Annotated in this window: 25 protein-coding genes, 1 pseudogene and 1 riboswitch; of the genes and pseudogenes, 15 read left to right on the forward strand and 11 right to left on the reverse strand. The window is 69.5% G+C overall.

Features of this window, described 5'->3' with window-relative positions; all coding sequences use genetic code 11:
- Positions 1-5 precede the first annotated feature (5 nt).
- On the reverse strand, positions 6-932 hold the full coding sequence (locus GUY59_RS05010) for a hypothetical protein (protein WP_138199988.1): 927 nt from the start codon (positions 930-932) through the stop codon (positions 6-8).
- A 14-nt stretch (positions 933-946) separates the two neighbouring features.
- Complete coding sequence (locus GUY59_RS05015; protein WP_161714408.1) at positions 947-2,524, reverse strand: AMP-binding protein; 1,578 nt, start codon at positions 2,522-2,524, stop codon at positions 947-949.
- 272 nt (positions 2,525-2,796) lie between these two features.
- Here GUY59_RS05015 and GUY59_RS51250 point away from each other — a divergent pair.
- Positions 2,797-3,166: pseudogene (locus GUY59_RS51250) on the forward strand (transposase); the annotation flags it as partial.
- Between the two features lie 5 nt (positions 3,167-3,171).
- On the opposite strand, the gene GUY59_RS48310 reads toward GUY59_RS51250, so the two are convergent.
- A complete protein-coding gene (locus tag GUY59_RS48310; protein WP_289513531.1) occupies positions 3,172-3,420 on the reverse strand; it encodes a transposase in 249 nt (82 codons plus the stop codon).
- A gap of 262 nt (positions 3,421-3,682) precedes the next feature.
- A complete protein-coding gene (locus tag GUY59_RS05030; protein WP_138199991.1) occupies positions 3,683-4,225 on the reverse strand; it encodes a winged helix-turn-helix domain-containing protein in 543 nt (180 codons plus the stop codon).
- Between the two features lie 413 nt (positions 4,226-4,638).
- Here GUY59_RS05030 and GUY59_RS05035 point away from each other — a divergent pair, with 413 nt between their 5' ends.
- The 4 genes from GUY59_RS05035 to glyA all read left to right on the forward strand — a co-directional run bounded on the left by GUY59_RS05035 (position 4,639) and on the right by glyA (position 7,994).
- Positions 4,639-5,025, forward strand: coding sequence for a tyrosine-type recombinase/integrase (locus GUY59_RS05035; protein WP_236666861.1), 387 nt, complete (start codon positions 4,639-4,641; stop codon positions 5,023-5,025).
- Positions 5,026-5,059: 34 nt separating this feature from the next.
- Entirely contained in the window at positions 5,060-5,434 is a 375-nt protein-coding gene (locus tag GUY59_RS05040) for a YccF domain-containing protein (protein WP_138199992.1), read from the forward strand.
- Between the two features lie 141 nt (positions 5,435-5,575).
- Positions 5,576-6,514, forward strand: a complete 939-nt coding sequence (locus tag GUY59_RS05045; protein WP_201760517.1) for a YihY/virulence factor BrkB family protein — start codon at positions 5,576-5,578, stop codon at positions 6,512-6,514.
- Positions 6,515-6,635: 121 nt separating this feature from the next.
- Positions 6,636-6,718: riboswitch (ZMP/ZTP riboswitch) on the forward strand.
- A gap of 25 nt (positions 6,719-6,743) precedes the next feature.
- Positions 6,744-7,994, forward strand: coding sequence for a serine hydroxymethyltransferase (gene glyA / locus GUY59_RS05050; protein ID WP_138199993.1), 1,251 nt, complete (start codon positions 6,744-6,746; stop codon positions 7,992-7,994).
- 127 nt (positions 7,995-8,121) lie between these two features.
- On the opposite strand, the gene GUY59_RS05055 is transcribed toward glyA, so the two are convergent.
- From GUY59_RS05055 to GUY59_RS05065, 3 genes are read right to left on the reverse strand one after another with little or no spacing between them, the layout of a single operon-like run.
- Positions 8,122-9,267, reverse strand: coding sequence for an amidohydrolase/deacetylase family metallohydrolase (locus GUY59_RS05055; protein WP_138199994.1), 1,146 nt, complete (start codon positions 9,265-9,267; stop codon positions 8,122-8,124).
- Positions 9,264-10,277, reverse strand: coding sequence for a serine hydrolase domain-containing protein (locus GUY59_RS05060; protein WP_138199995.1), 1,014 nt, complete (start codon positions 10,275-10,277; stop codon positions 9,264-9,266). The genes GUY59_RS05055 and GUY59_RS05060 overlap by 4 nt, the downstream gene beginning before the upstream one ends.
- Positions 10,274-11,014 (reverse strand): IclR family transcriptional regulator, encoded by a 741-nt coding sequence (locus tag GUY59_RS05065; protein WP_138199996.1) that lies wholly within the window; start codon positions 11,012-11,014, stop codon positions 10,274-10,276. The genes GUY59_RS05060 and GUY59_RS05065 overlap by 4 nt, the downstream gene beginning before the upstream one ends.
- A gap of 115 nt (positions 11,015-11,129) precedes the next feature.
- Between GUY59_RS05065 and GUY59_RS05070 the strand changes: the two genes are divergently transcribed.
- From GUY59_RS05070 to GUY59_RS05095, 6 genes are read left to right on the forward strand one after another with little or no spacing between them, the layout of a single operon-like run.
- A complete protein-coding gene (locus GUY59_RS05070; protein ID WP_138199997.1) occupies positions 11,130-12,683 on the forward strand; it encodes an ABC transporter substrate-binding protein in 1,554 nt (517 codons plus the stop codon).
- Positions 12,680-13,597 carry an ABC transporter permease gene (locus GUY59_RS05075; protein ID WP_138199998.1) on the forward strand — a complete coding sequence of 306 codons (918 nt, stop codon included), beginning with the start codon at positions 12,680-12,682 and terminating at the stop codon, positions 13,595-13,597. Before GUY59_RS05070 ends, GUY59_RS05075 begins: the two co-directional genes overlap by 4 nt.
- The gene (locus tag GUY59_RS05080) at positions 13,597-14,451 is read left to right on the forward strand and encodes an ABC transporter permease (protein WP_161714409.1); all 855 of its coding nucleotides are present in this window, start codon (positions 13,597-13,599) and stop codon (positions 14,449-14,451) included. The genes GUY59_RS05075 and GUY59_RS05080 overlap by 1 nt, the downstream gene beginning before the upstream one ends.
- On the forward strand, positions 14,448-15,695 hold the full coding sequence (locus GUY59_RS05085) for a threonine synthase (protein WP_138200000.1): 1,248 nt from the start codon (positions 14,448-14,450) through the stop codon (positions 15,693-15,695). Before GUY59_RS05080 ends, GUY59_RS05085 begins: the two co-directional genes overlap by 4 nt.
- Positions 15,692-16,663 (forward strand): ABC transporter ATP-binding protein, encoded by a 972-nt coding sequence (locus tag GUY59_RS05090; RefSeq protein ID WP_138200001.1) that lies wholly within the window; start codon positions 15,692-15,694, stop codon positions 16,661-16,663. The genes GUY59_RS05085 and GUY59_RS05090 overlap by 4 nt, the downstream gene beginning before the upstream one ends.
- Positions 16,664-17,638: an ABC transporter ATP-binding protein gene (locus GUY59_RS05095; RefSeq protein ID WP_138200002.1), complete on the forward strand. Its 975-nt coding sequence runs from the start codon at positions 16,664-16,666 to the stop codon at positions 17,636-17,638.
- Between the two features lie 88 nt (positions 17,639-17,726).
- On the opposite strand, the gene GUY59_RS05100 is transcribed toward GUY59_RS05095, so the two are convergent.
- Entirely contained in the window at positions 17,727-18,455 is a 729-nt protein-coding gene (locus GUY59_RS05100) for an anti-sigma factor family protein (protein ID WP_138200003.1), read from the reverse strand.
- Positions 18,452-19,066: a sigma-70 family RNA polymerase sigma factor gene (locus tag GUY59_RS05105; protein ID WP_236666848.1), complete on the reverse strand. Its 615-nt coding sequence runs from the start codon at positions 19,064-19,066 to the stop codon at positions 18,452-18,454. The genes GUY59_RS05100 and GUY59_RS05105 overlap by 4 nt, the downstream gene beginning before the upstream one ends.
- Positions 19,067-19,351: 285 nt before the next feature.
- Between GUY59_RS05105 and rsgA the strand changes: the two genes are divergently transcribed.
- Both rsgA and GUY59_RS05115 read left to right on the forward strand, forming a co-directional pair.
- Positions 19,352-20,449, forward strand: a complete 1,098-nt coding sequence (gene rsgA, locus GUY59_RS05110; protein WP_138200005.1) for a ribosome small subunit-dependent GTPase A — start codon at positions 19,352-19,354, stop codon at positions 20,447-20,449.
- 169 nt (positions 20,450-20,618) lie between these two features.
- Positions 20,619-21,251: a phosphoribosyltransferase gene (locus GUY59_RS05115; protein ID WP_138200006.1), complete on the forward strand. Its 633-nt coding sequence runs from the start codon at positions 20,619-20,621 to the stop codon at positions 21,249-21,251.
- A 100-nt stretch (positions 21,252-21,351) separates the two neighbouring features.
- Here the strand turns inward: GUY59_RS05115 and GUY59_RS05120 are convergent, their stop codons facing one another.
- Positions 21,352-21,747 (reverse strand): ATP-binding protein, encoded by a 396-nt coding sequence (locus GUY59_RS05120; protein WP_161714410.1) that lies wholly within the window; start codon positions 21,745-21,747, stop codon positions 21,352-21,354.
- 201 nt (positions 21,748-21,948) lie between these two features.
- Between GUY59_RS05120 and GUY59_RS05125 the strand changes: the two genes are divergently transcribed.
- A complete protein-coding gene (locus GUY59_RS05125; protein WP_252374866.1) occupies positions 21,949-22,830 on the forward strand; it encodes a helix-turn-helix domain-containing protein in 882 nt (293 codons plus the stop codon).
- Positions 22,831-22,964: 134 nt separating this feature from the next.
- The gene (locus tag GUY59_RS05130; protein WP_138200007.1) at positions 22,965-23,198 is read left to right on the forward strand and encodes a DUF397 domain-containing protein; all 234 of its coding nucleotides are present in this window, start codon (positions 22,965-22,967) and stop codon (positions 23,196-23,198) included.
- Between the two features lie 480 nt (positions 23,199-23,678).
- On the opposite strand, the gene GUY59_RS05135 is transcribed toward GUY59_RS05130, so the two are convergent.
- Complete coding sequence (locus GUY59_RS05135) at positions 23,679-23,990, reverse strand: WhiB family transcriptional regulator (protein WP_101784355.1); 312 nt, start codon at positions 23,988-23,990, stop codon at positions 23,679-23,681.
- Between the last annotated feature and the right edge of the window lie 81 nt (positions 23,991-24,071).

A 24,071-nucleotide genomic window follows, 5' to 3' on the forward strand; every position in this document is an offset into this window, starting at 1 on the left:
ATCTGCTATTCCAGTGCTTTTGCCAGCCGTGCCCAGATTTCCTCATTTCCCTTCTTGACCTCTGCTCGCAGACTCGGCGCCTCGTCCAAAAGTGAATACCACTCGAGCCAATGGGCTGGCTGCTCGGTTATGAACGCCGATTGAGTATTCACGAAGTCCTGGATCATTTCGTCCTCGGAACGACCTTCGGGGAGAAGTGGAGCTGTTACCTGCAAAGCAGCCCCTGAGTCCTTCATCTCCCAGAACAGGGGGACGCACGGCCTTCCGCTCAATCTAGCGATCTTACCGAGGCCGGCTCCAACGTTCATTTCATGTCCAAGAAACTGCGTCCTTGTGACGCGGACTGACGGCAACACGACGTCAAGCAGAACCCAAACGGGCGTGCCCCGCTGCAGGGCATGCGTCATGCGTAGCGCAGCGCCCCGGCCGGAGAGATGGACGACGCGCTCACTGAGATCAGCGGCTCCATCGAGCTTCTTCGTGCCGCGGTCCATGACGTCCACCCGGGCCTTGGAAATCAGTGGCGCGATCGGCGAAATGGCCAGACGGAGCGCCATCAATGGATAGCCCTTGTAGTGAAAGCATGAGAGGATCGCCGATCCTTGAGATGCGAGCACCCGGGAGAGTTCGCCTACGTCCAGGCGTGCTACGGCGAACTCGGCGATGGCCTTCGGAGTTGCGGCCATGAGGAGCTTGCAGACGAAGTGCGTCCAGATGAAGTTCTCATATACCTGGGAGGCGACATCTACGGACGAGCGCCCGAACAGTCCCGCTTTGGCGATCGCTTCAGCCGTGGCTTCCTTGTATAACGCACCCGACGGGTGTTGATGGCCTACCATGGCGACAAATTCGTCTGTGCGAGGGCCAAATAGGGCATCCGAGCCGCGGGCGATCAGTTCGTCTGCGGCCACTACAAGGCTGTCTTCCCTCATCCTTCGACTCCGCACTAATCCAGCGACCCGGCTAAGATCTTCAGCTGCGACTCGCGCAGTGCCGCAGCGAGGGGCTTGCGCCGAATCTTCCCACTCGCGGTCAACGGCAGCGCCCCGCGTTCCGTGATCAGAACTCGCCGTGGGGATGCCCCAACCCTGGTCACGACCTGATGTTTCAGCTCTTGTGCCAGGCGAGTCACGGCGGCGCGGTCTTGAATGGTCGAATCGCATTCCGCAACAAGCGTGAACACACCGTCTTCGGCTATTGCCACGATCCTGCCCGGCCGAACCCCGGGCACTTCCCCGGCATATGCCTCGACATCGAATGCGTAAATGTTCCGGCCCGCGACGTGAAAAACGTCGTCGATTCGGCCCAGTACATAGAGCTCCCCATCGTGAAGAATCCCGATATCGCGAGTATGGAACCAGCCATCGGCGTCCGCCAGAGAGGAACCGTCGATTCTCGCGCCTATCGACGGACCTTTCACCAGGATCTCACCGACTCCGGTGCCGTCGATCCGTACCTCAAAGCCGGGGACGGGGACGCCGGAGGAAGCCACTATGTGGCCTTGAGCCGCGGCGATATCATCCGGCAGGTCCATGGCTATCTGCCTGATGTCGGCAGTGCGACATCCAGATCTGGGTGGTGTACCAGTGACCACCAGCGCCATCTCTGCCATACCGTAGGCGGGACATAGCGCCTTGGGGTTGAGGCCGCTGTCGCTATATTCCCGCGCGAACCGTTCCAACGAAGCGGGACGGATCGGTTCTGCTCCGACTATCCAGGAGCGCATCCGGCGGAGGTCGTACTCGGAGCTGTGGCGGCGTGCCGCCATCTCATACGCGTAGTTGGGAGCCGCGGTGATCGTTGACTTGAACTCTTCGCAAGCCGCCAGCCAGCTGCCTGGATTCCTCAAGAACATTTGAGGAGTCATGATGACCACGTCCATGCCGCGCGCCCAGTCGTCCCCGGCCCCTGCCAGCGCGCCCAGGAACGTTCCTATAAGGCCCATGTCATGCGAGAGGGGAAGCCATGAGCATATGCCGTCACCAGGGCCCATCTGCAGCCACCCCAGAAGTGCTCGAAGGTTGGTGGTGACGTTGTCGCCGGAAAGGAAGATGCCCTTGGGGTCAGCGGTGCTTCCGGAGGTGAACTGTGTCAATGTGAAGGAGCCCGGTTCGGTCACTCCTGGTCCTCGGAGGGCTAGAGCCTCGTCGAAGGACAGGACTGTGACGTCGTCCATAGGCGGGATCAGGCGCTGAAGTGAGGCTTCCAGCAACATCGTGTTCGCGCCGGATGCGGTGCAGATGCGTTGTACAAACTCGGCGTACCACTCAAGGTTGGCGCCGCGTGGCGGGAGTGGGACTGATACGAGTGGCTGCCCTGCCGCGATCGCGCCTACTAGCACCGTCGCACAGGCCTGGGTGTTGGAAAGAAGGATAGCAACTGGCTGGCCGTCGGTGACGGCTCGCATACGAGCCATGGCTTCGCCGGTCTTCCAAAGTGCCCCGTAGGCGACCGACGTCGTTTCATGCGGAAAGTGGAGGCGAACAAGTCCAGAGCCGGGTGCAATGAGTTCCGCAAGCGTCATACGTGCCCGTCTGCCTTGGTTGGGAGGAAGTGGAGTCAGCTTCCGGGTGGCCTGTGGCATCGGTGGATCAAACGGGGGTGGACGTGAGGAGTGTCACTCTTGGTCACTCTTGTTGTCAAGAGCCGCTTTTGCAAGTGAATCTCACGATCAAGGACGCGTACACAGATTGAATTCGTAGAGCCGGTCATGCGAGGACGTCGTTTTCGATGGTGAGCCCGGTACTACGTCCGTAGATCTTCGGGTTCCCCTGAGTGACTGAGGGTTGATGAGCGATGTCGCGGGTCAAATGGGATGCCGACGCGCTGCGTGATGCGGTGCGCTGTTATGTGGTGGAGAACCCGGGCCACCCTGAGGCGGCGCTGGTCGCCGACGATACCCAGGCGATCAAGATGGGCGACAAGTCGGTGGGGGTGGCTCACCAGTACTGCGGGCTGACCGGCCAGATCGAGAACTGTCAGGTGATGCCGATGCTCGCTACTCCTCGCCGCCCGGGCACGCCTTCGTCAACCAGCGTCCGTACCTGCCCGAAGCCTGGGTCGGCGATGCCGGTAGGCGTGGGCCGGAGTGCCCGAGCATGTCGTCTTCGCCACCAAGCCGCAGCAGGTGATCGACATGCTGACCGAGGACCTGGCCGCGGGCACCCGCACCTACGACTGGCGGCGGTGAGCGTCGTGCTCGCCGAGCAACAACCCGCCGAAAGGCCACGCCCAGGCCATCTTGACGATCCGGACCAGCCCGGGCAGATCGGCGCCGACGAAGGCGGCCATCGCACGCTTGAGTAGTGACCAGACGCCTTCGGCCGGGTTCAGCTCCGGCGCATAGGGCGGGAACCGGTAGACGCGCAACCAGCTGGCGTTGGCCTCGGCGAAGTCGGTCAGCTCGGCCACCAGGTGCACGCTGAGATCGTCTCAGCACCACACCAGCGGAGCATCGAGCAGCTGATGAGTGGCCACGATGAGATCGCGGTAGTCGCTCCAGGTGAAGCTCTTGGGCTCGGTTTTGCGGCCGTGGTAGACGTGCAGCTTGGACAGCAGGCGGGGTCGCTGTCCGGGCCGGTAACAGACACCCCGGCAATGTTGACCCGGCCCTTGCCTCCGGCGCGTACCCGCACCACCGGGCGGGCGCCGCGCGGTGCCCACGTTCGTCCTTTCGGCGGCCTCAGCCCTTGACCCGCTTCGTCGGCGAAGCGGAGGTAGGCGCCGAGGTCCGCCGTGGTGGCTTTACCGCCGGCCACACCTCCGGCCGCCAGGCGGCGATGGCCTGCTCATCACGCTCGGCCGCCTGCCGGGCGGGGACCTGTACCGACCAGCCGTGCCGCCGCAGCAGCTTGCCGACGCCCTCGATGGTGTAGCCGATGTGGAACAGCCTGCCGATCAGCGTCTTGACCCGGCTCAAGGTCCAGCGCTGGTCCTCGCCGTAACCGTGCGCCAGCGGCCCCCGGCCCAGCTCGCTCTCCAGACGGGCCCACTGCGCCGCGCTCAGCTTCTCCCGCGACACCGGCCCCTTCGAGCGCAGCGCCTCCATCCCGCCCTCGCGCCAGTTCTTACGCCATCGCGCGACCGTCCGTTCGTGCACCCGTAACTCACGTGCGATCTGTCTGGTGCTCTGCCTGTCCTCGAACCGCTCGCCGGCTCGCAACCGGAGCAGTTCCCTGCGCTCCTGCTCGGCAGGGGTATATCCGCCATGTTGCCCGTATCGCATACTTCGGTCGTACACCCGAAACGTTGGATCGTCACTGCTCTATGACTCTACGAATGCAAACTGTGTAGTTGAGCGCCCGCCTGCTCTGGAGATCAACTTCATGGGGATGACAGGAAGATCGTCGTGCACGGCCCGGTGCTCGACCCCGGTAGATGGCCCCGTAGGTGGCGACCATGGTGTGGTCGCTGCCGTCGGTCAGGGCCTTTTGCCTGGCGGGTTTGCCGCGTTGCAGGTAGGGGGCGGCACGCTGCGGACCGCTCAGGGCCCACGCGTATGCGCTGGCGCATCTGAGCCGCTGGCTGGAGCAGCCGGGAGCGCCCCCACTGAGCTGAGTGCCGAGCGGATCGCCGCGTTTGTCGCGGCGCGGCGAGTTGACGGCTGTCGACAGTGGTGGCCGGGGATCACCGACCGTGATGCCGCACCGGCCGACCCCGCTGTCCCCCAACCGCGCCGGCGGACGCCTCAGCCGCGACGCCGCTGCCGACCTGCTTGCCGAGTACGTCCCCGTCGCGGCCCGCACCTGCCCGACCCTCGCCTCCGAGAACGTCACCCCGCACACCCTGCGCCACACCGCGGCGATGGCGCTGCTGCACGCCGGCGTCGACCTCTCCACCATCGCACTCTGGCTCGGCCACACCAGCATCAAAGCCACCGACACCTACCTGCACGCCGACCTGGCCACCAGGAGAAAGCCCTGGCCCGAACCGGACCTCCCGGCGTCGGCACCCGGCGCTACCGCCCCGGCCCATCGGAAGGGAAGGCGCCGAAATCAAGGTGACGTCATGGTCGCTTCCCGATGACGCATGAGGCCGGGGTCGGTGACATCCTGTGAGCATGCGCACAATCCTGAACGTCATCTGGCTCGTGTTCGCCGGGATCTGGCTGGCCATGGGCTACGCACTGGCCGGAGTCATCTGCTGCATCCTGATCATCACGATTCCCTTTGGCATCGCCTCGTTCAGGATCGCGGCGTACGCGCTGTGGCCGTTCGGCAGGACCGTCGTGCGCGATCCCGACGCGGGCGTGTTCTCTTTGCTGGGCAACATCATCTGGTGTGTGGTCGCCGGGATCTGGCTGGCCGTCGGCCACGTCGTCACCTCTATCCCGCTGTTCATCTCCATCATCGGCATCCCGATGGGGGTGGCCAACATCAAGCTCATCCCCGTCTCCCTCCTCCCGCTGGGCGCGCGCATCGTCGACAACGACTAGCCACGGGCAGGGTGCGGGGCGTCTAATGGGGGCAACCGCCACCACGGGTTCGACCAGGCACTCTGGTAGGGCGGCGGGTCGATGGGCAGTTTCCATTGGCTAGGCTGTGCCGAAGAGTAACTGCGAACACCGTTGGGTGCCATGACGTCCACCGAAGCGCCTTCCCGGCCCAAAAGGGGGCTCGCCTCCAATGCCCGGGCCAGGCTGAGCTGGGTGCTCGACACCAGGTCGTGGGCGATCGTCCGTGCGTCGGCCAGCGCCGGAGTCAACTACCGGGTGACCGGACTCGCGGGTGAGGCGGCGTTCTTCGCGCTGCTGTCGCTGCCGCCTTTCGTGCTGGGCCTGATCGGGGTGATCGGCAAGCTCGGCACCTGGCTGGGGCCCAGCGTGGTCACCCAGGTCAAGACGTGGGTGATCGCACAGGCAGGGCTGCTGTTCACCGACGACGCCGTCACCAAGATCGTCAACCCGCTCATCACCGACGTGCTCAGCGACGACGCCGGCAAAGTGTCGATCATCTCGCTGGGTTTCCTGGTGTCCCTGTGGTCCGGCTCCAGGGCCCTCTATGTCTACGTCGACCTCATCTCCGTCGCCTACGGACTCGGCGAGGAGCGCGGCATCATCCGCACCAGGCTCATGTCGTTCGGCCTCTATGTCGTCGGCCTGGTCATCGGGATCATCGTCATGCCGATTCTGGTCATCGGCCCCACGCTGCTGAGAGACACGCTGCCCGGCGAATACGGCATCCTCATCGACCTGCTCTACTGGCCGGTCGTGATCGTCGGCTCGGTGTTGTTCCTGACCGTGCTCTACCACGTCAGCGTGCCGGTGCGCACCAAGTGGTACCGCGAGCTGCCCGGCGCCATCCTCGCGTTGTTCCTGTGGATCGTCTGCGCGGCGGTGCTGCGGGCCGTGCTGGCCGCGTGGATCTCGCCCGTCTCCGTCTACGGCTCCCTGGCCGCGCCCATCGCGCTGCTGCTGTGGTTGTACATCACGGCGCTGGCCGTGCTCATCGGCGCCATCCTGAACGCCGAGGTCGACCGGCTCTGGCCAGGCGTGGGCCGTACGAACAACGCGTGATCCGCCGACCGGCCCCGCCGAGCCCGCCGGGCGCGGTGAGCGCGCCGCGCCACCGTCAAGGCCGTCGGCCTAGAACGTCAAGATCACGCAGAAGTGAGAGCCTGCCGCATCCGCTATCGTCTAGACGAGACGCGACTGGCGCATTGGGTGGGAACGACCACCGGGGAGCGAAAGGAGCGGAGGCCGTGCGCCTGGGTCTTCGCAGATCGTCACCGATGACAGGGGAATCATGAGTTCTCTTTCCAGCGTCGACCCGCAGCTCGCCGAGCTCATCCAGGCGGAGGAGCGGCGGCAGGCCGACACCGTCAAGCTCATCGCGTCCGAGAACTACGTGTCCAAGGCCGTGCTCCAGGCCACCGGCACCGTCCTGACGAACAAATACTCCGAAGGCTACGCGGGCAAGCGCTACTACGAGGGCCAGCAGGTCATCGACCAGATCGAGACCCTCGCCATCGAGCGCGCCAAGGCTGTCTTCGGCGTCGGCCACGCCAACGTCCAGCCCTATTCGGGCTCGCCCGCCAACCTCGCCGTCTACATGGCGTTCCTGGAGCCCGGCGACACCGTGATGGGCATGGGCCTGCCGTTCGGCGGCCACCTCACCCACGGCTGGTCCGTCTCGGCCACCGGCAAGTGGTTCAACCCGGTCCGCTACGGCGTACGCAAGGACACCGGCCGCGTCGACCTCGACGAGGTGCGGCAGCTCGCCCTGGAGCACCGGCCGAAGCTCATCTTCTGCGGCGGCACCGCGATCCCGCGCACCATCGACTTCGAGGGCTTCGCCTCGATCGCCCGCGAGGTCGGCGCCGTGCTGGCCGCCGACATCGCCCACATCGCGGGCCTGGTGGCGGGCGGCGCGCACCCGTCGCCGGCGGGCCACGCCGACGTGATCTCCACGACCACGCACAAGACGCTGCGCGGCCCGCGCGGCGCCATGCTCATGGCCGACTCGGAAGAGCACGCCAAGGCGCTCAACAAGGCCGTCTTCCCCGGCCTGCAGGGTGGCCCGCACAACCACACCACGGCCGCCATCGCCGTCGCGCTGCACGAGGCCGCCCAGCCGGCCTTCCGTGACTACGCCCACCAGGTCGTCGCCAACGCCAAGACCCTGGCCGACGAGCTCGCCTCGCGCGGTTTCGACCTCGTCTCGGGCGGCACCGACAACCACCTGATCCTGCTCGACCTGACGCCCAAGGGCATCGGCGGCAAGCCGGCCGCGCAGGCGCTCGATCGCGCGGGCCTGGAGACCAACTACAACACGGTGCCGTTCGACCCGCGCAAGCCGTTCGACCCGTCGGGCATCCGCATCGGCACGCCGTCGATCACCTCGCGCGGCATGGGCGAGGCGGAGATGCGGCAGATCGGCGCCTGGATGGACGAGGTCGTCACCGCCGTCGCCAAGGGCGACGCCGACGACGTCATCACGCGCGTCCACCACGAGGTGAGCGAGCTCACCGCGCAGTTCCCCGCGCCGGGCCTGTAGCGGTCACAGCTAAGCCAAGCGGGCGCCGATCGCGCGTTCTGGTCCGCGGGGATCTGTTCGTTTCGGCGGGCCGGGTGGGCGCCGCCTGTCCGTTTCCCGGTGGACTTCGGGTGCGTGGGCAGCCTGGTCACAACTCCGTGGTGACGCCCTCCCTGACGGTGGCGACGGGAATCACGTGGCGATCCGGACGTGCGGTGTCGCCCCGCGCGTCCACGTAGGCGCGGTCCGGGGGAGCGGCGTCGGCCAGGCGGAAGATCGTGGCGTGGCGGATCGTGCCGTCGTCGCCGAGCCACGGCTGGTCCATGCGCAGGATCCGTCGTGGTGTGGCCGTGACCGCCTCGACCGCCCGTTCCAGCTCCATGCCGCAGTGCAGCAGCTTGGTGAGCGTGGTGGCCAGGTCGTGCACCGGGCCCGCGATGTTGCGTACGTGGAGGTCGGTGCTGATCGTGTGCGGCGGGAAGCCGGCCGCCAGCGCCCGGGCGGCCACGCCGAAACCGAAGCTGGCCGCGCCGTGCCCCACGTCCAGCAGCACGCCGCGATCGAGGGCGCGGGCCAGGGCCGGGGCGGGGGCGCCCCCGGCGAGCCAGGGAGCGCCGGTCTTGGCGTGGTAGCAGTGGGTGACGACGTCCCCGGCGTCCAGGAGGTCGAGCACGTCGCCGATCAGCGGCGGGGCCTCGCCCACGTGCACCAGCAGCGGCAGGCCCGCCTCCCTGGCCACCAGGCGGCCGAGCTGGAGCGGCTGCAGGCCCATCGCGCCGACGATCGCGCCGCTCGACCGCACCTTCACCCCGCAGACGACGTCCCTGTGCCGGTCGATGGCGGCGAGCGTGGCGTCCACGTCGATGAACGCCGGATCGGCGGTCTCGCGCAGATGGACCAGGCCGTGGGAGCCGATGTTGAGCCAGGCGCGCACCTGTGTACCTGCCGCCGGGATGACGTAGCGGACGAGGCCGTCGATGGTGGCCTGGCCCGCGCTGCCCGCGTCGGCGACCACGTGCACGCCCGCATCCAGGCCGGCCCGGTCGGGCGCCACGCTGATCTGCGTCATCGCGTCGTAGACGTGGGCGTGCAGGTCCACCCATCCGGGACCGATGTAGAGCTCGCCGCCGAGGTCCGGAGCCGTGGCCGTCCCGCCGCCCGCCTGCGGGGGAGCGGCCGGCTGCGCGCGGGTCAGGTGGGCACGGTCGTTCACCAGCGTCAGCCGGCCGGTCCCGCCGATGGCTGGCGGCGGCGCGAGCACGCGCAGGGGCGTGTCGAGGACTGCCGGGATCATGACAGGGTCCTGGTGACGGCGGCGTTGTGGAACGTGCGGCGGATGCGGCCGATCCCGTTCGAGGCACGACTCGGGTGCACGCGGTTGGTCAGGAGCACCGCGTAGAAGTCCAGCTCGGGATCCACCCACAGGCTCGTCCCCGTGAATCCGTCGTGCCCGTAGGCCGCCGGGGTGAGCAGGTCGCCGCCGCTGCCCAGACGGGGCTCGTGGCCCTTCCAGGCCAGCGCGCGTCCGCCGATCCTGGTGCCGGTCATGACGGCCAGCGTGCGCGGCGCGACGACGCCGTCGCCGCCCCTGCACAGCGCCTGGCCCAGCCTGACCAGGTCGTCCAGGGTGCCGAACATGCCCGCGTGCCCGGCGACGCCGCCGAGCACCTCGGCGTTCTCGTCGTGCACGGTGCCCTGCACGACGCGGCCCCGCCACGGGCAGTCCTCGGTGGCCGCCGCCCGCGCCCGGTCGTGCTCGGGAAGCAGGAAGCGCGTCTCGTCCAGGCCCAGGGGAGCGGTGACGCGCTCGCGTACGAGCTGGTCGAGCGGGACTCCGGCGGCGCCCTCCGCGACCAGCCCGAGGATCATAAAACCCTGCGAGCTGTACTCGACGCCCGGCCGCTCGCGCAGCGGCAGTCCGATGAGCGCGTCGAGCAGGGACTCCCGGGTGGGGCAGCGGCGGTAGAGGGGCTGCCGGCCGGGGATGCGCGAGGTGTGGGTGAGCAGCTCGAACACGGTGATGCCCGCCTTGTCCGTCCCGGCGTACCCGGGGAGCTGGGACGCGGCGGTGTCGTCCAGGGTGAGTTCACCCGACTCCACCAGCGCCATCACGGCGAGCCCTACGATCGGCTTGGTGACCGAGGCGAGGTCCCACAGGGTGTCGTCGCCCACCGGGGCTCCGTCCCGGCTCAGCGTGCCGAGCATGTCCCGCCCGACCGGTCCGGCGGACGTGCCGTAGGCCCAGGCCGCGCCCGAGAACTCACCCGTGTCGTGGGCCCTGGCCAGAATGCGGCCGGCTGTCATACGTTCCTCCCCAGCGCCGCGGAGACCCGGGCGGCGGCGGCCACCACCAGCGGGCCGAGCAGCGGCACGTCGTCCTCATCGAGATTGAGCGTCAGCCCGGCCACGCTGACCGCGCCCACCGCCGTCCCCGCCGCGTCGTGCACCACCGCTCCGACGCAGCGCACGTTCGGCTCGTTCTCCTCGTCGTCGATCGCGTACCCGCGCTGCCGTACCGCCTCCAGCTCGGTCATGAGCAGGCCGGGGTCGGTGATCGTGGCGGGCGTGTTGCTGATGAGCGGCGCGGTCGCCGCCAGCACCGCGCGCACCTCCTCCTCCGGCAGGTGGGCGAGGATCGCCTTGCCGATCGCCGTGCAGTGCAGCGGAATCTGCGTCCCGACCCGTGAGGCCATCCGGTACGGCTGCTGCGACTCGACCTTGGCGAGGTAGACGGCCGACGAGCCGCTGCGGATCGCGAAGTGCACGGTGTGCGAGGTGTTGCGCTGCAGGTTCTCCAGGATCGGCCGGACGAGGGTCGTCATGTCCCGGTCGGTGAGGGCCGCCCCGGCCAGCGCGAGGACGGCAGGCCCCGACGCGTACGTGCCGTCGCCGTGCGAGACGGCGTACCCCTGGGCGATGAAGATCTGCAGGATCCGGTGCACGGTCGTCTTGTTGATGCCGGTCCGCTGGGCGATGTCGGCGAGGCGGCGGGGTTGGTCGTGGCTTGCCAGCGCTCCTAAGACGACGAGCGTCTTCTCCACGGAGTTCATGGTGACTGTCCCAAAAGGGTTGACGGACATAACCGAAACAGGTCATATTCAACCACGTGATACGCCATTTCACCATGTGAAACGCAAGAAAGGGGGGCGGGGGCTTATGTTCGACCGTGCGTTGCTGGCCCGCCGGGACCTGTTCAAGATCGGCGGCCTGGCCGCGGCGACGGCCTCCCTCGGGGCCTGCGCGAGCACGAAGCCCTCCGGCGGCGGACAGGGAAGCGCCGGGACCGCCCTGCGGGTCTCGCTCGCCTCCGACGCCACCACCCTCGACCCGCAGAAGCAGGGCGACCTGCCCTCCATGAACGTGCTGATCAACGTCTTCGACACGCTCACCGTCCGGGACACCGACGACAAGCTCTCCGGCGGCCTGGCCGAGCGCTGGGAGTCGAAGGACGACAAGACCTGGCGCTTCCACCTGCGCAAGAACGTCAGCTTCCACAACGGCGAGCCCTGCGACGCCGCCGCCGTCGCGTACAGCATCGAACGCCTGATCGACCCGGCCACCCAGTCGCCCATCGTCGAGCTGCGCCTGGTCACCGGAGCGAAGGTGATCGACACGCACACGGTCGACCTGGTCACCAAGGATCCCGACCCGATCCTGCCGGCCAAGCTGTCGTTGTTCGGCGGCGTGATCGTGCCGCCGAAGCACATCAAGGAGAAGGGTGAGAAGGCCTTCGCCGAGCACCCGATCGGCACCGGCCCGTTCACGTTCGAGCAGTGGCAGCGCGACAGCCAGATCACGCTCAAGGCCAATCCCGATCACTGGAACGGCAAGCCCGCCGTCGAGCAGCTCGTCTTCAAGGTCATGCCGGACCCGTCGTCGTCGCTGGCCGCGCTCCAGTCGGGCGAGGTGGACATCGTGACCGGCCTGACCCCCGACGCCGCCCAGCAGCTCGGCGACGCCCCCGGCTTCAAGATCGTCACCTCGCCGGGTGTGCGCACGTTCTTCGTCTCCCTCGACACCGAGGAGGGGCCGCTGAAGGACAAGCGGGTGCGCCAGGCGCTCAACCACGCGCTCGACGTGGACGCCCTCATCACCTCGGTGCTCAACGGCGCCGCCGAACGAACCCCGACCCTCATCCCGCGCCAGGCGTTCGGCTTCGACCCCGCGATCAAGCCGTACCAGCACGACGTGGCCAAGGCCAAGAGCCTGCTCGCCGCGGCCGGGCACCCGGACGGGTTCTCGCTGAAGCTCTCGTCCTCCACGGCCGACAAGGACATCGCCCAGGCCATCGCGGGCCAGCTCGCCGAGGTCGGGGTCAAGGCCGAGGTGTCGCTGCTGGACCCGGCCACGTTCAAGGGCCGCCTGGTCTCGGACAACCGCAAGGCGCTCGGCGCGATGTACTTCGTCGGCAACTCCGGCTGGACCATGGACGCCTCCAGCAACCTGCAGTCGTTCGTCCGGCACGACCGCCGCCAGAGCCGCTGGAACAACCCGGAGGCCGACGCGCTCATCGACAAGGAGGAGCAGTCGGTCGACCCGGAGGTGCGCAAGAAGGCGTTCACCGAGCTGCAGAAGATGCTGATCGAGGAGTCGCCGTTCCTCTACCTCTATCAGGCGAGCATCCTGTACGCGGTCAGCGACAAGGTGCAGTGGAAGACCAACGCCAACGGCACCCTCGCGATGGCGAACGCCAAGCTCGCGACCTCATGACCGGATTCGTCGCCCGGCGGATCGGCCACACGCTGCTCGTCCTGTTCTGCGTGGCCACCGTCTCGTTCTTCATCGTCCGGCTGGCCGGCGATCCCGTGCAGCAGATGCTGCCCCCGGAGGCCACCACCGAGCAGGAGGCCACGCTGCGGGCGAGCCTCGGCTTCGACCGGCCGCTGCCCGAGCAGTACGTCTCCTACATGACGGGCCTGCTGAGCCTCGACTTCGGCCAGTCGGTGTTCTTCCACCGCCCCGCGTTCGAGGTCATCATGGAACGGCTGCCGCTCACGGTCGACCTGGCCGTGGCCGCGCTCGCGTTCACCCTGGCCGTGTCGATCCCGGCCGGGATCGTCGCTGCCGTCAAGCGGGGCAGCGCGACCGACACCTCCGTCATGGCCTCGGTGCTGGTCGGCCAGTCCACGCCCGCGTTCTGGGTGGGCATCCTGCTCATCCTCGTCTTCGCGGTCCACCTGCAGTGGCTGCCCGCCTCGGGCACCGGCTCGCCCGCCCACCTGGTGCTGCCCGCGATCACGCTCGGCCTCTACTCGGCCGCGATGATCGCGAGGCTGCTGCGCTCCTCGCTGATCGACGTGCTCGGCGAGGACTACATCCGCACCGCCCGGGCCAAGGGCCTGTCCGGATTCAGGGCCGTCACCTCGCACGGCCTGCGCAACGCTTCGCTGCCGGTCGTCACCGTCGTCGGCCTGGAGATCGGCAGCCTGCTCGGCGGCGCCATCCTCACCGAACAGGTGTTCTCCTGGCCGGGCATCGGGCGGCTGACCGTGGAGGCGATCACGTACCGCGACTATCCGCTGATGCAGGCCACGGTGCTCTTCCTGGCGGCCGTGTTCGTCGTCGTGAACCTGATCGTGGACCTGTCGTACGCCCTGCTGGATCCCCGGGTGAGGCTGAGCTGATGCCGACCGCAGTCCTGCGCGCGCTGCGCCGCAACCACGCCGCCAAGGTCGCCGTGGGCGTCATCGCCCTCGTCGTGTTCGTCGGCCTGTTCGCGCCGCTGATCGCCCCGCACGACCCGAACCTGCAGAACCTCGAGCTGAAACTGCGGCCGCCGTTCTGGATGAGCGGCAGCGAGCCCGGATACCTGCTCGGCACCGACAAACTGGGCCGCGACGTGCTCAGCCGCATCATGTACGGCACCCGCGTCTCGCTCCTCGTCGGCCTGGCCGCCACCCTGCTGTCCGGCGTGGTCGGCGCCGTGGTCGGCGTCGTCAGCGGCTATTACCGGGGCTGGCGGGAGCAGGTGTTCATGCGCCTGGCCGACGTGCAGCTGGCGTTCCCGTCGATCCTGCTGGCGCTGGCCATCATCGCCGTGCTCGGGCCGAGCCTGTTCTTCATGATCCTGGTGCTCGGGCTGACCGGCTGGGTGGCGTACGCCCGCGTGGTCCGCGCCGAGGTGCTCTCCCTGCGGGAACGCGAGTTCGTCACCGCGGCCAGGGCCATCGGCGACACCGGGCCGCAGATCATGGTGCGCCACCTCGTCCCCAACATCGTCGCCCCCCTGGCCACCATCGGCACCCTCCAGGTGGCCGCGATGATCGTGGCGGAGGCGTCGCTCAGCTATCTGGGGCTCGGCGTGCCGCCCGACGTGCCCACATGGGGCAGTCTGCTGGCCGACGGCCAGCTCTATCTGCGCAGCGCCTGGTGGATCGCGGTCTTCAGCGGAGCTGCCATCATGATGACAACACTCGCGATCAACGTCACCGGCGACCTCCTTCGCGACGTCGCCGACCCGAAGGCATACACCCGATGAACCTCGCCACGCACTACAGGTGCGACGACTGCCACGCCACCTTCCCGCTGAAGACTCCCGCCCTGCTCTGCGAGGCGTGCGGCGGCCTGCTCGAGATCGACTACGACCTCGGTCCCGCCAAGCCGCAGGACATCCTGGACAACGCGGCGAGCCGCCGCCACCTGGGGTTGTGGCGCTGGTCGGATCTGCTGCCGCTGCCCGAGCACGCCGAGCCCCTCCATCTCGGCGAGGGTGACACCCCGCTGATGCGCACCAGGCGGCTGGGCCGCCACATCGGCCTGCCGGGCCTGCTGGTCAAGAACGACACGCTCATGCCCACCGGCAGCTTCAAGGACCGCGGCTTCTCCGTCGCGGTCGGCTTCGCCAGGGCGCTGGGTGTGACGCAGGCGTTCACCTACAGCTCGGGCAACGCCGGGGCCTCCTTCGCCGCCTACGCGGCCAGGGCCGGGATCGAGGCCACGGTCCTCGTCGAGGACGTCGCCAACGAGTCCAAGATCGCGGCCATCAGCCTCAGCGGGGCCCGCGTGCTGCGCCTGCGCTACCGGTCGAGCCTGGAGATCTTCGCCGGGGTGAGCGCCCTGTCGGAGGCCGGGTTCTACTGCTTCGTCAACTTCATCAACCCCGTGCGCCACGAGGGCATGAAGACGTACGCGTACGAGATCTGCGAGGCGCTCGGCTGGCGCGCGCCCGACGTGATGGTGCACCCGGTCGGCACCGGCGGCGGGCTGTACGGCGCGTGGAAGGGCTTTCGCGAGCTGAGGCGGCTCGGGCTCATCGACCGGCTGCCGAAGATGGTGGGCGTGCAGCCGGCCGCGTCCGCGCCGCTCGTACGCGCCTTCGCCGAGGGAAAGACGGTCGCCGGCCGCCACGGCGACGCCAACAAGACCGTCGCCCAGAGCATCGCCGGCGACGCGCCCATCCAGGGCGGCTCGCGCGTGTTGCGCGCCGTCTACGACTCGGGCGGCCGGGTCGTCGCCGTCGACGACAACGACCTGTTCGAGGCGATGCGGCTGCTCGGCGTGGAGGGCATCTCGGCCGAGCCGTCGGCCGCGGCCTCCACCGCCGCGCTGCTGCGCGCCCGCGCCCAGGGCTGGGTGTCGGAGAGCGACACCGTGGTCAGCGTGGTCACCGGTGGCGCGCTCAAACAGCCGAGCGCCCTCGCCCAGGCCGCCCTCCCGCCGCAGGGAACGGTCGAGGCCGACCCCGCCGAGCTGCTGCGGATCTTCAGGGGAGGCGCCGGATGAGCCTGCTGGAGATCAACGACCTGCACGTGGAGTTCCGCCTTGACGCGGGCACGGTCGAACCGGTCAACGGGGTGTCGTTGTCGGTCGAGGCCGGCCAGACGCTGGCCGTGGTCGGCGAGTCGGGCAGCGGCAAGACCGCGACCGCCCTGTCGATCCTGCGCCTGCACCCCACCCCTCCCTGCCACTACACCGGCGGCGAGATCCTCGCGGGCGGCCGCGACCTGCTCAAGCTGCCCGAACGGGAGATGCGCCGGATCCGCGGCAACGAGATCGCCATGGTGTTCCAGGACCCCATGACCAGCCTCAACCCGCTCAAGACCGTCGGCGCGCAGATCGCCGAGTCGCTCCGCCTGCACCAGGGCATGTCGAGGTCCGAGGCCAGGGCCCAGGCCGTGCCGGCGCTGCGCGAGGTGGGCATCCCCAACCCCGAGCAGCGGGCGGGGGAATATCCGCACCAGTTCTCCGGCGGCATGCGCCAGCGTGTCATGATCGCGATCGCGCTCGCCTGCCGGCCCAGGATCCTCATCGCCGACGAGCCGACGACCGCGCTCGACGTGACGGTCCAGGCCCAGATCATGGAGCTGCTCGCGGCGCTGCAGGAACGGTTCGGCATGGCCATCGTGCTCATCACGCACGACCTCGGCGTGGTGGCCCGCTCCGCGGACCAGGTCCTGGTCATGTACGGCGGCCGCCCGGTCGAGCTGGCCGCCGTGGACGACCTCTTCGACGCGCCGCGCATGCCGTACACGAAGGCGTTGCTGCGCTCCATGCCCCGCTCCGACGTGCCGGGCGGGGCGCCGCTCGACCCGATCCCCGGCAGCCCGCCGAACCTGTTCGCGCCGCCCGGCGGGTGCGCGTTCCATCCCCGGTGCGCCCTGGCCGTGCCCGAGTGCGCCACCGAGGTGCCGCCGCTGCTGGAGCGCGCGCCCGGGCACAGCGCCGCCTGCCTGCTCGAAGGGAGCCCGTAGATGGCCGAGCCGCTGCTGTCGCTGCGCCACGTACGCAAGGAGTTCAGCTCGAAGGTGGTCGCCGTGGACGACGTGTCCTTCGACGTGCACCCGGGTGAGACGCTCGGCCTGGTGGGCGAGTCGGGTTGCGGCAAGACCACGCTGACCCGGCTCGTCCTGCGGCTGGTCGAGGCCAGTGCCGGTGAGATCTGGTTCGACGGCCGGGAACTCCTCGGCCTGCGCCAGAAGGAGCTGCTGGCGGTGCGCGAGGACATGCAGGTCGTGCTGCAGGACCCGTACGCCAGCCTGAACCCCCGCATGCGCGTCGGCGAGATCGTCGCCGAGCCCCTGGTCACCCACGGCCGGGTGCGCCGCCGCTCGGCCGCCGCCCGCGAGCGCGTCGCCGAGCTGCTCGACGCCGTCGGGCTGGAGGCGGGCAGCGAGGACCGCTTCCCGCACGAGTTCTCCGGCGGCCAGCGGCAGCGGATCGGCATCGCCCGCGCCCTGGCGCTGGAGCCGAAGCTGGTCATCTGCGACGAGCCGGTCAGCGCGCTCGACGTGTCCATCCAGGCCCAGATCGTCAACCTGATGAAGCGGCTGCAGGCCGAGCGCGGGCTGACGTACCTGTTCGTCTCCCACGACCTGTCGATCATGCGGCAGATCGCCACCCGCGTCGCCGTCATGAACCTCGGCAGGATCGTCGAGCTGGCCGGCACCGAGACGCTGTTCACGGCGCCGCGCCACCCCTACACGCACAGCCTGCTGTCGGCCGCGCCGGTGGCCGACCCGAAGGTGGAGCGGACCCGGCGGCGCATCGTGCTCAAGGGCGACCCGCCGTCGCCGGCCGACCCGCCGTCCGGGTGCAGCTTCCACACCCGCTGCCCGGCCGCCCGCGCCGAGTGCGCGGCCACCCGCCCGCAGCTGACGCCTCAGGAAAATCCCGGTCACACCGCGGCCTGCCTGTTCCCGGTGTCGGACGTGGCCGCCCTGACGTGAAGCGGCGCCCCGCCGCACGGGCTCGGGGTGCGGCGGGGCGCCGGGGCGAACGGGGCGGGCCGGAGTGCCCCGTTCGCGGTGGCGATGGTCAGACCTCGATGGTGAGCAGTTTCCTGCCGGTCGAGGTGACCACCTCGAAGTGGTCCACGTCCTTCAGCGGCGTGGCGCTGCCGCCGTGCATGTAAAGGGGGTCGGGCGAGCCCGGCACTCCGTACCCGGCTGGAGGCACGGACCATCCGGTCATCACCCGGCGTTCTCCCTTCTTGCCGACCGAGATCAGCTCGCACTCCAGCGGCCCCTTGACCCCGGCCAGCTTGAGCGCCGCGTGGGTGCCCCAGGCCTTGGCCTCCACGACCAGCCCGCCCGTCACCCCGTCGACGCCCTTGCCCTCCAGGGGGGTGCCGCCGGCGAAGAACTGCTCGGCCGGGCCCATGTTCTCCGCCTCACCCTGCGCGACCGGCGGCTCGCCCGCGCTCAGCTGCGTGCCGATGGTCAGCCCGCCGGCGACCAGCGTGACCGCCGCCGCCATCCCGGCGGCGAACGTCCCCTTGCGCCGCCGCCTGTGCGCAGCCTTCCTGCGCCGAAACCGGCCCGACGCGTCGCTCTGGGCGAGGAAGTCGCCGGAGGAAGGCGGGCGGGGATCCTCGGGTAGGTGGCCGATGCCGTGCAGCACGCTCGCCACCCCGGCCAGGTCGGCCAGCTCGGACCGGCACGAGGGGCAGCCGAGCAGGTGGGCCTCGAAGGCGAACCTGTCGTCCTCCTCCAGGAGGCCGAGGGCGTAGGCGCCGACGTCGGTGTGCTCGACGCGGGAGGTCATGCCGTCACCCCCCGCTCCTCCAGCGCGACCCGCAGCGCGCGGACGGCGTAGTAGACACGGGACTTCACCGTGCCCACCGGGATGCCCAGCGTCCGCGCGGCGTCGTTGACCGAACGATCCCGCAGGATCGTCTCGTTGAGGATCTCGCGATGCGCCGGCGACAGCGCCTTCAGCGCCTCTGCCACGACCACCTGGTGCAGCAGTCCCTCCATCCCGTCGGGCACGGACATGCTCTCCAGCTGACCGTCGCCCGACTCCTGCGGGCGGGCGTCCCTGCGCCGCCGGTCGTCGATCACGATACGCCGGGCGACCGTGGCCAGCCAGGGCATGAGCGAGACCGCGTCAGGGTCGAGCCGCTCCGCACTGCGCCAGGCACGGATCATGGTCTCCTGCACCACGTCTTCCGCCCACTGCCGATCGCCGGCCGTGAGCCTGATCACGAAGGCCAGCAGCGGCCGGTGATATTCCCGGTAGAGCGCGGACACGACCACCTCGTCGTCCGGCACCTCGTGCGGCGCCACGCCGTCGCCCATCGGGCCGCCGGCTCGGTCGCCCACCGGGTCGTCCGGTCGCACCCGCCGGAGCCAGTGTCGTAGGCGCGGCCCGCCCATCGGGAGGGCTCCCTCGGCCGAGGGCGGGGGATACGTGCTGATCCGCATCATTCCCCTTTCTCGCGTCCGTCGGGAGGTGGTACGGCCGGCCGCCATGTCACGGTTCAACAGATCGCGATACTTAATGTGATTGCGCACGTCGGGGCGGGGTGCGTAGAGTCGCATCGAGAACCGATCGAGGAGGTGAGGACCTATGCGGGCCGTTCTGCTCGGCATGCCGTCCGTCCACCTCCGGGCCCTCGTCTGAGCTGCCCGGCTCCTTCTCGCATCAAAGGGTTCACTGCCTTGTCTTACGATCTTTCTCTGCTGGGCTGGAGCGATCAGCGCGCCACCGAGCTGCCCGCCGGCACCGTCCCCGGCCGGGTCGCCCGCGTCGACCGCGGCGCCGCCGACGTGATCGCGGCCGACGGCCAGCATCAGGCCAGATACACCGCCCGCGTACGCCGGGCGGCCGCCGCCGACCCGGTGGCACTCCCGTGCGTCGGCGACTGGGTCGCGCTGTCCTGGCTCGACGAGGGCCGCTACGAGCTCGACCGGGTCCTGCCGAGGACGACCGCGTTCATCCGGGGAGGCGTCAGCCGGACCTCCGTCGGCGGCCTGTCAGGCGACGGCCAGGGCCAGGTGCTCGCGGCCAACGTCGACGTCGTCTTCGTGGCCGAGCCGTCCATGCACTCCACCGACTTCGCCGACCTCGGCCGCATCGAGCGGCTCGTCGCCCTGGCCTGGGAGTCCGGGGGCACGCCGGTCGTCCTCATCACCAAGTCCGACCTGTTCGAGCAGGGCCTCGACCAGCTGCTCGCCGACGTGCGGGTGGCCGCGCCCGGCGTCGACGTGCACACGGTCTCCTCGCTGAACGGCGACGGCGTGCGGCTGGCCGGCGACTACCTCGAAGGCTCCCGTACGGCCGTCATCCTCGGCCCTTCGGGCGCCGGCAAGTCCACCCTGGTCAACGCTCTGGCCGGGGAGCCGGTCATGGAGACCCAGCAGGTGCGCGCCGCCGACGGGCGCGGCAGGCACACCACCGTGCACAGGGAGCTGATCCCGCTGACCGGCGGCGGGCTGATCATCGACACGCCGGGCATTCGCAGGATCGGCCTCTACGACATCGGCGAGGGGGTCGACCTGGTCTTCTCCGACATCGAGGCGCTCGCGGAGCAGTGCAGGTTCGGCGACTGCGGGCACTCGGGGGAGCCAGGGTGCGCGGTGCTGGCCGCCCTGGAGAGCGGCGAGCTGCCCGAGCGGCGCCTGCAGAGCTGGCGCAAGCTGCAGCGGGAGGCGGCGTGGATGGCCGCGAGGACCGATGCGCGGCTGCGCAAGGAGCAGCAGAACAGGTGGAAGGTCATCACCAAGGAGATGCGCCGCTCGGGCCGCAACCGCCCCTGACACCGGCCCCACCTCATCGCTGACCCGCCCGGCGACCCCGTCGGGGCCCGCCCGCCGGTGCCGCCGGGCGGGTTGCCCGGTGCCGCCGGTCCCCGCCGGGGCGGCCGTTCGCCGCCCAGGTGCGGGCGTGCGGAGGCGAGGAGGCGGCGTCGGCGGGTAGGCGAAAGGCATGATGCTTTTCGCAGACCGGGCCGAGGCCGGAGCGCTGCTCGCCGAACGGCTGCGGGATGCCCACGATCCCGTGGTGCTCGCGCTGCCCCGTGGCGGGGTGGCGGTGGCCGTGCCCGTCGCGCGCAGGCTCGGTGCCGTGCTGGACGTGCTCGTGACCAGGAAGATCGGCTACCCGGGGCAGCCCGAGCTGGGCGTCGGCGCGATAGCCGAGGGCGGTGAGCCCGTTTTCGACCTGACGCTGTTGCGCAGGCTGGGCCTGACCCCCGAGTCCGTCTCCGACGTGGTCGCTCAGGAGCGGCGCGAGCTGGCCCGCCGGGTGCGGGTCTACCGGGGTGAGCGCCTGCTGCCCACGCTGCGGGGACGCGAGGTGATCGTGGTGGACGACGGCCTGGCGACCGGCGGCACCGCGCGGGCGGCGCTCCGGGCGGTCGCCACGGCCAAGCCCGCCAGGGTGACGCTGGCCGTGCCGGTCGGGGCCCGCGACACCGTCGCGTCCCTGCGGGAGGAGGCCGACGAGGCGGAGGTGCTGCTGACGCCGGCCGACTTCAGGGCCGTCGGCCAGTGGTACGAACGCTTCGACCAGCTCAGCGACGACGACGTGCTCGAACTGCTCCGGGAGGCGCGATCATGACGAGGCCCCGAGCCGGTGGGCGGTGGGGTACGGGCTTAGGGTGATGCGTACGCAGCTGGGCGACGGGAGGCGAGGTCACGGTGGGCGGCGCGAGGCGGGCTCAGCCGACGAGCACGGCCCAGACGAGCTTGCGCTGGTCACCGGGGGAGAGCCAGCCCCAGGCGGTGCAGAGGGCGTCCACCAGCCGCAGCCCCCGCCCGAACTCCGAGAAGACGTCGGGCGCGGCGGCCACCGGCACGGTGTGGCTGTGGTCGGCCACCACGCAGGCCAGCTCCGCGCCGTGCGAGAGCAGGCGCAGCTGGGCCACTCCGCCGCCGTGCCGCATGGCGTTGGTGACCAGCTCCGAGACGACGAGCTGGACGTCGAAGGCCACCTCCACCACGCCCCACGCGGTGAGCGTCTGGTCGACGAACCGCCGCGCGGTCGCCACGCACGAGGGCTCGAGGCGCTGGTGGAAGGGGAAGACGGCGTCGCACTCCCCGGCACGGCCGTCCACCAGGACAGACCAGAGCCAGCGCGGAGGCCGGGAACCGATGGCGGCTTGCGGCCGAGCGTCGAAAGTCGTCATTCAGGCCCCCGAAGCGCGGTCTGGTGATCCAATGCCCATCTTTACGGGGAGTGCTTACTGATGCAAGACTTTTCGTAGTTTACGGATGCGAATCGCATCTGCACGTGCAGATGACCTAGGAGCGGTGCAGTGAGCGCACAGAGCACGGAGGGAAGGCTGCTCAGCCATTCCCCCGGGAGCCCGACGGTGCTGCGCATCCTGCTCGGCACCCAACTCCGCAGGCTCCGCACCGAGAAGGGTATCTCGCGCGAGGACGCCGGGTACTCGATTCGCGCATCTCACGCCAAGATCAGCCGGCTGGAGCTCGGTCAGGTCAGCTTCAAGAAGCGTGACGTGGCCGATCTGCTCACCCTGTACGGCGTCACCGACCCCGCCGATCGCGAGCCGCTGCTCGCGCTGGCCGAGCAGGCCAACGCCCCGGGCTGGTGGCACCAGTACGGCGACCTGCTGCCGTCGTGGTTCGAGGTCTACATCGGCCTGGAGGGCGCCGCCTCCAGCATCCGCACCTACGAGAACCAGTTCGTCCCCGGGCTGCTCCAGACGCCGGCCTACGCCAGGGCCGTCATCGAACTGGCCCACGAGAAGGCCGCGCGGTCGGAGCTCGACCGCCGGGTGGCGCTGCGCATGGCCCGTCAGAAGCGGCTGGACAGCGGCCTGACGCTCTGGGCGGTGATCGACGAGGCCGTCGTACGCCGCACGCTGGGCGGCCCCGGGACGATGCGCGAGCAGCTCGCGCACCTCCTCGACGTCACGGCCGAGCGCAACGTCACCGTGCAGCTCATGCCGTTCGACCGCGGCGGGCACGCGGCGGCGGGCGGTCCCTTCAGCATCATGCGCTTCCCGGAGCGCGAGCTGCCGGACGTGGTGTACATGGAGCAGCTGACCAGCGCCCTCTACCTGGACAAACCCGCCGACTCCGACCACTACATGGAGGTCATGGACCGGCTCAGCATCCAGGCCGAAAAGCCCAAGGCGACCCGGCGTTTCCTGGAGCAGCTCATTTCCGGTTGAGCTGCTGGTATGCCTGTGATCCACGGCATACCAGGATTTTGGTCGTCCGGTATATGCGCCTCGGCACGCTGTCGTATTGTCAACTCGCAAGCGCGGATGCACGTGCATCCGTAAGATCGCGAGGAGCCGCCCCCATGCACGAGTTCCGGAACGGAACGCCCGCCGGCCGCCTTCCCGTCGTCTGGCGCAAGAGCAAGCAGAGCAACCCCAACGGCAACTGTGTCGAGGTCGCCAGCCTGCCCACGGGGGAGATAGCGATGCGCAACTCACGTTTTCCCGACGGGCCCGCGCTCGTCTACACGCAGGCTGAGATCACCGCGTTCGTCCTCGGAGCGAAGGACGGAGAGTTCGACGACCTGATCGTCTGAAGCGGGGTTTCGTCGCCGGGTGGGCCGGGTTACGGTCTGCCCGGCGATTCTTTTCGGTCGGTGAGCCGCCGCTGAGCTTCGATCGTGCGGGCGCGGCGTGGCGGCCCGACCGGCCGGACGGGCGCGGGCGGCGTGCGCTGCGGCCGGGGTGCGTTCGCGAACGTCAATCGCCGCGGTCGGCGGTGTGTTCGAACGTCAGTCGCCGCGGCCTGCGTGTGCTCGAACGCAGCGAGCCCGGACCCGCGCGGGGACGCGCCGGGTGCCGGGTTCTCACGGGCTCGCCGGTTGTCCGGCGGCCGCCGCGGGTCCGGCCGGGCGTTGCCCGGCCGGACCGCTGGGTGATGCTGATGGTGCCAGGTGAGGTGCCTGATCAGGCAGTTGTCCCGACCGGGTTCGCCAGAGCCTGGGCATGGAGGGCCAGGCTCTGGTTCATCGGGACAACTGCGTGATCACGCGATGCCGGTGACGCAGCCGGGTGTGTCAGGCGGCGGAAATGCCGGCGCTGGCCGCGCGGCGCATACGACGGCGACGCTCGCTCGCGCGCTCGTCCTCGTTGAGACCGCCCCACGTGCCGTACTTCTCGGGCCGGGACAGCGCGTAGTCAAGGCACTCGGTGCGGACGGGGCACTGGGCGCAGATCGCCTTCGCCTTCCGCTCACGTACGTCACGCTCGGGCTGCCGCTCCCCGTCAGGGCCGAAGAAGAGCACGAGGTCCTCACCCCGGCACGCGGCATCATCCTGCCAACCCCAGCTGGGGCGCGGGCGGGCGAGCTGCCGACGTACCTGAGACATGAGAAAACCACCTTCGTGAGAGGTATTTCGGAATTGAGCCGCATTGGACGCTTTTGGCGTCACTGTTCCAACGCAAGGTAG

Source organism: Nonomuraea sp. K271 (assembly GCF_009908215.1).
Lineage (GTDB): Bacteria > Actinomycetota > Actinomycetes > Streptosporangiales > Streptosporangiaceae > Nonomuraea > Nonomuraea longispora.

Excerpts from the sequence above, each read along its gene's own strand:
- GUY59_RS05075 (WP_138199998.1), top strand. The coding sequence starts at position 12,680 with ATGACCGGATTCGTCGCCCGGCGGATCGGCCACACGCTGCTCGTCCTG.
- GUY59_RS05115 (WP_138200006.1), top strand. The coding sequence starts at position 20,619 with ATGATGCTTTTCGCAGACCGGGCCGAGGCCGGAGCGCTGCTCGCCGAA.
- GUY59_RS05100 (WP_138200003.1), bottom strand. The coding sequence starts at position 18,455 with ATGACCTCCCGCGTCGAGCACACCGACGTCGGCGCCTACGCCCTCGGC.
- GUY59_RS05085 (WP_138200000.1), top strand. The coding sequence starts at position 14,448 with ATGAACCTCGCCACGCACTACAGGTGCGACGACTGCCACGCCACCTTC.
- GUY59_RS05105 (WP_236666848.1), bottom strand. The coding sequence starts at position 19,066 with ATGGGCGGGCCGCGCCTACGACACTGGCTCCGGCGGGTGCGACCGGAC.
- GUY59_RS05030 (WP_138199991.1), bottom strand. The coding sequence starts at position 4,225 with ATGCGATACGGGCAACATGGCGGATATACCCCTGCCGAGCAGGAGCGC.
- GUY59_RS05095 (WP_138200002.1), top strand. The coding sequence starts at position 16,664 with ATGGCCGAGCCGCTGCTGTCGCTGCGCCACGTACGCAAGGAGTTCAGC.
- GUY59_RS05060 (WP_138199995.1), bottom strand. The coding sequence starts at position 10,277 with ATGACAGCCGGCCGCATTCTGGCCAGGGCCCACGACACGGGTGAGTTC.
- GUY59_RS05015 (WP_161714408.1), bottom strand. The coding sequence starts at position 2,524 with ATGACGCTTGCGGAACTCATTGCACCCGGCTCTGGACTTGTTCGCCTC.
- GUY59_RS05135 (WP_101784355.1), bottom strand. The coding sequence starts at position 23,990 with ATGTCTCAGGTACGTCGGCAGCTCGCCCGCCCGCGCCCCAGCTGGGGT.
- GUY59_RS05010 (WP_138199988.1), bottom strand. The coding sequence starts at position 932 with ATGAGGGAAGACAGCCTTGTAGTGGCCGCAGACGAACTGATCGCCCGC.
- GUY59_RS05035 (WP_236666861.1), top strand. The coding sequence starts at position 4,639 with ATGCCGCACCGGCCGACCCCGCTGTCCCCCAACCGCGCCGGCGGACGC.
- GUY59_RS05130 (WP_138200007.1), top strand. The coding sequence starts at position 22,965 with ATGCACGAGTTCCGGAACGGAACGCCCGCCGGCCGCCTTCCCGTCGTC.
- GUY59_RS05040 (WP_138199992.1), top strand. The coding sequence starts at position 5,060 with ATGCGCACAATCCTGAACGTCATCTGGCTCGTGTTCGCCGGGATCTGG.
- GUY59_RS05045 (WP_201760517.1), top strand. The coding sequence starts at position 5,576 with ATGACGTCCACCGAAGCGCCTTCCCGGCCCAAAAGGGGGCTCGCCTCC.
- GUY59_RS05055 (WP_138199994.1), bottom strand. The coding sequence starts at position 9,267 with ATGATCCCGGCAGTCCTCGACACGCCCCTGCGCGTGCTCGCGCCGCCG.
- GUY59_RS05080 (WP_161714409.1), top strand. The coding sequence starts at position 13,597 with ATGCCGACCGCAGTCCTGCGCGCGCTGCGCCGCAACCACGCCGCCAAG.
- GUY59_RS05090 (WP_138200001.1), top strand. The coding sequence starts at position 15,692 with ATGAGCCTGCTGGAGATCAACGACCTGCACGTGGAGTTCCGCCTTGAC.
- GUY59_RS05070 (WP_138199997.1), top strand. The coding sequence starts at position 11,130 with ATGTTCGACCGTGCGTTGCTGGCCCGCCGGGACCTGTTCAAGATCGGC.
- glyA (WP_138199993.1), top strand. The coding sequence starts at position 6,744 with ATGAGTTCTCTTTCCAGCGTCGACCCGCAGCTCGCCGAGCTCATCCAG.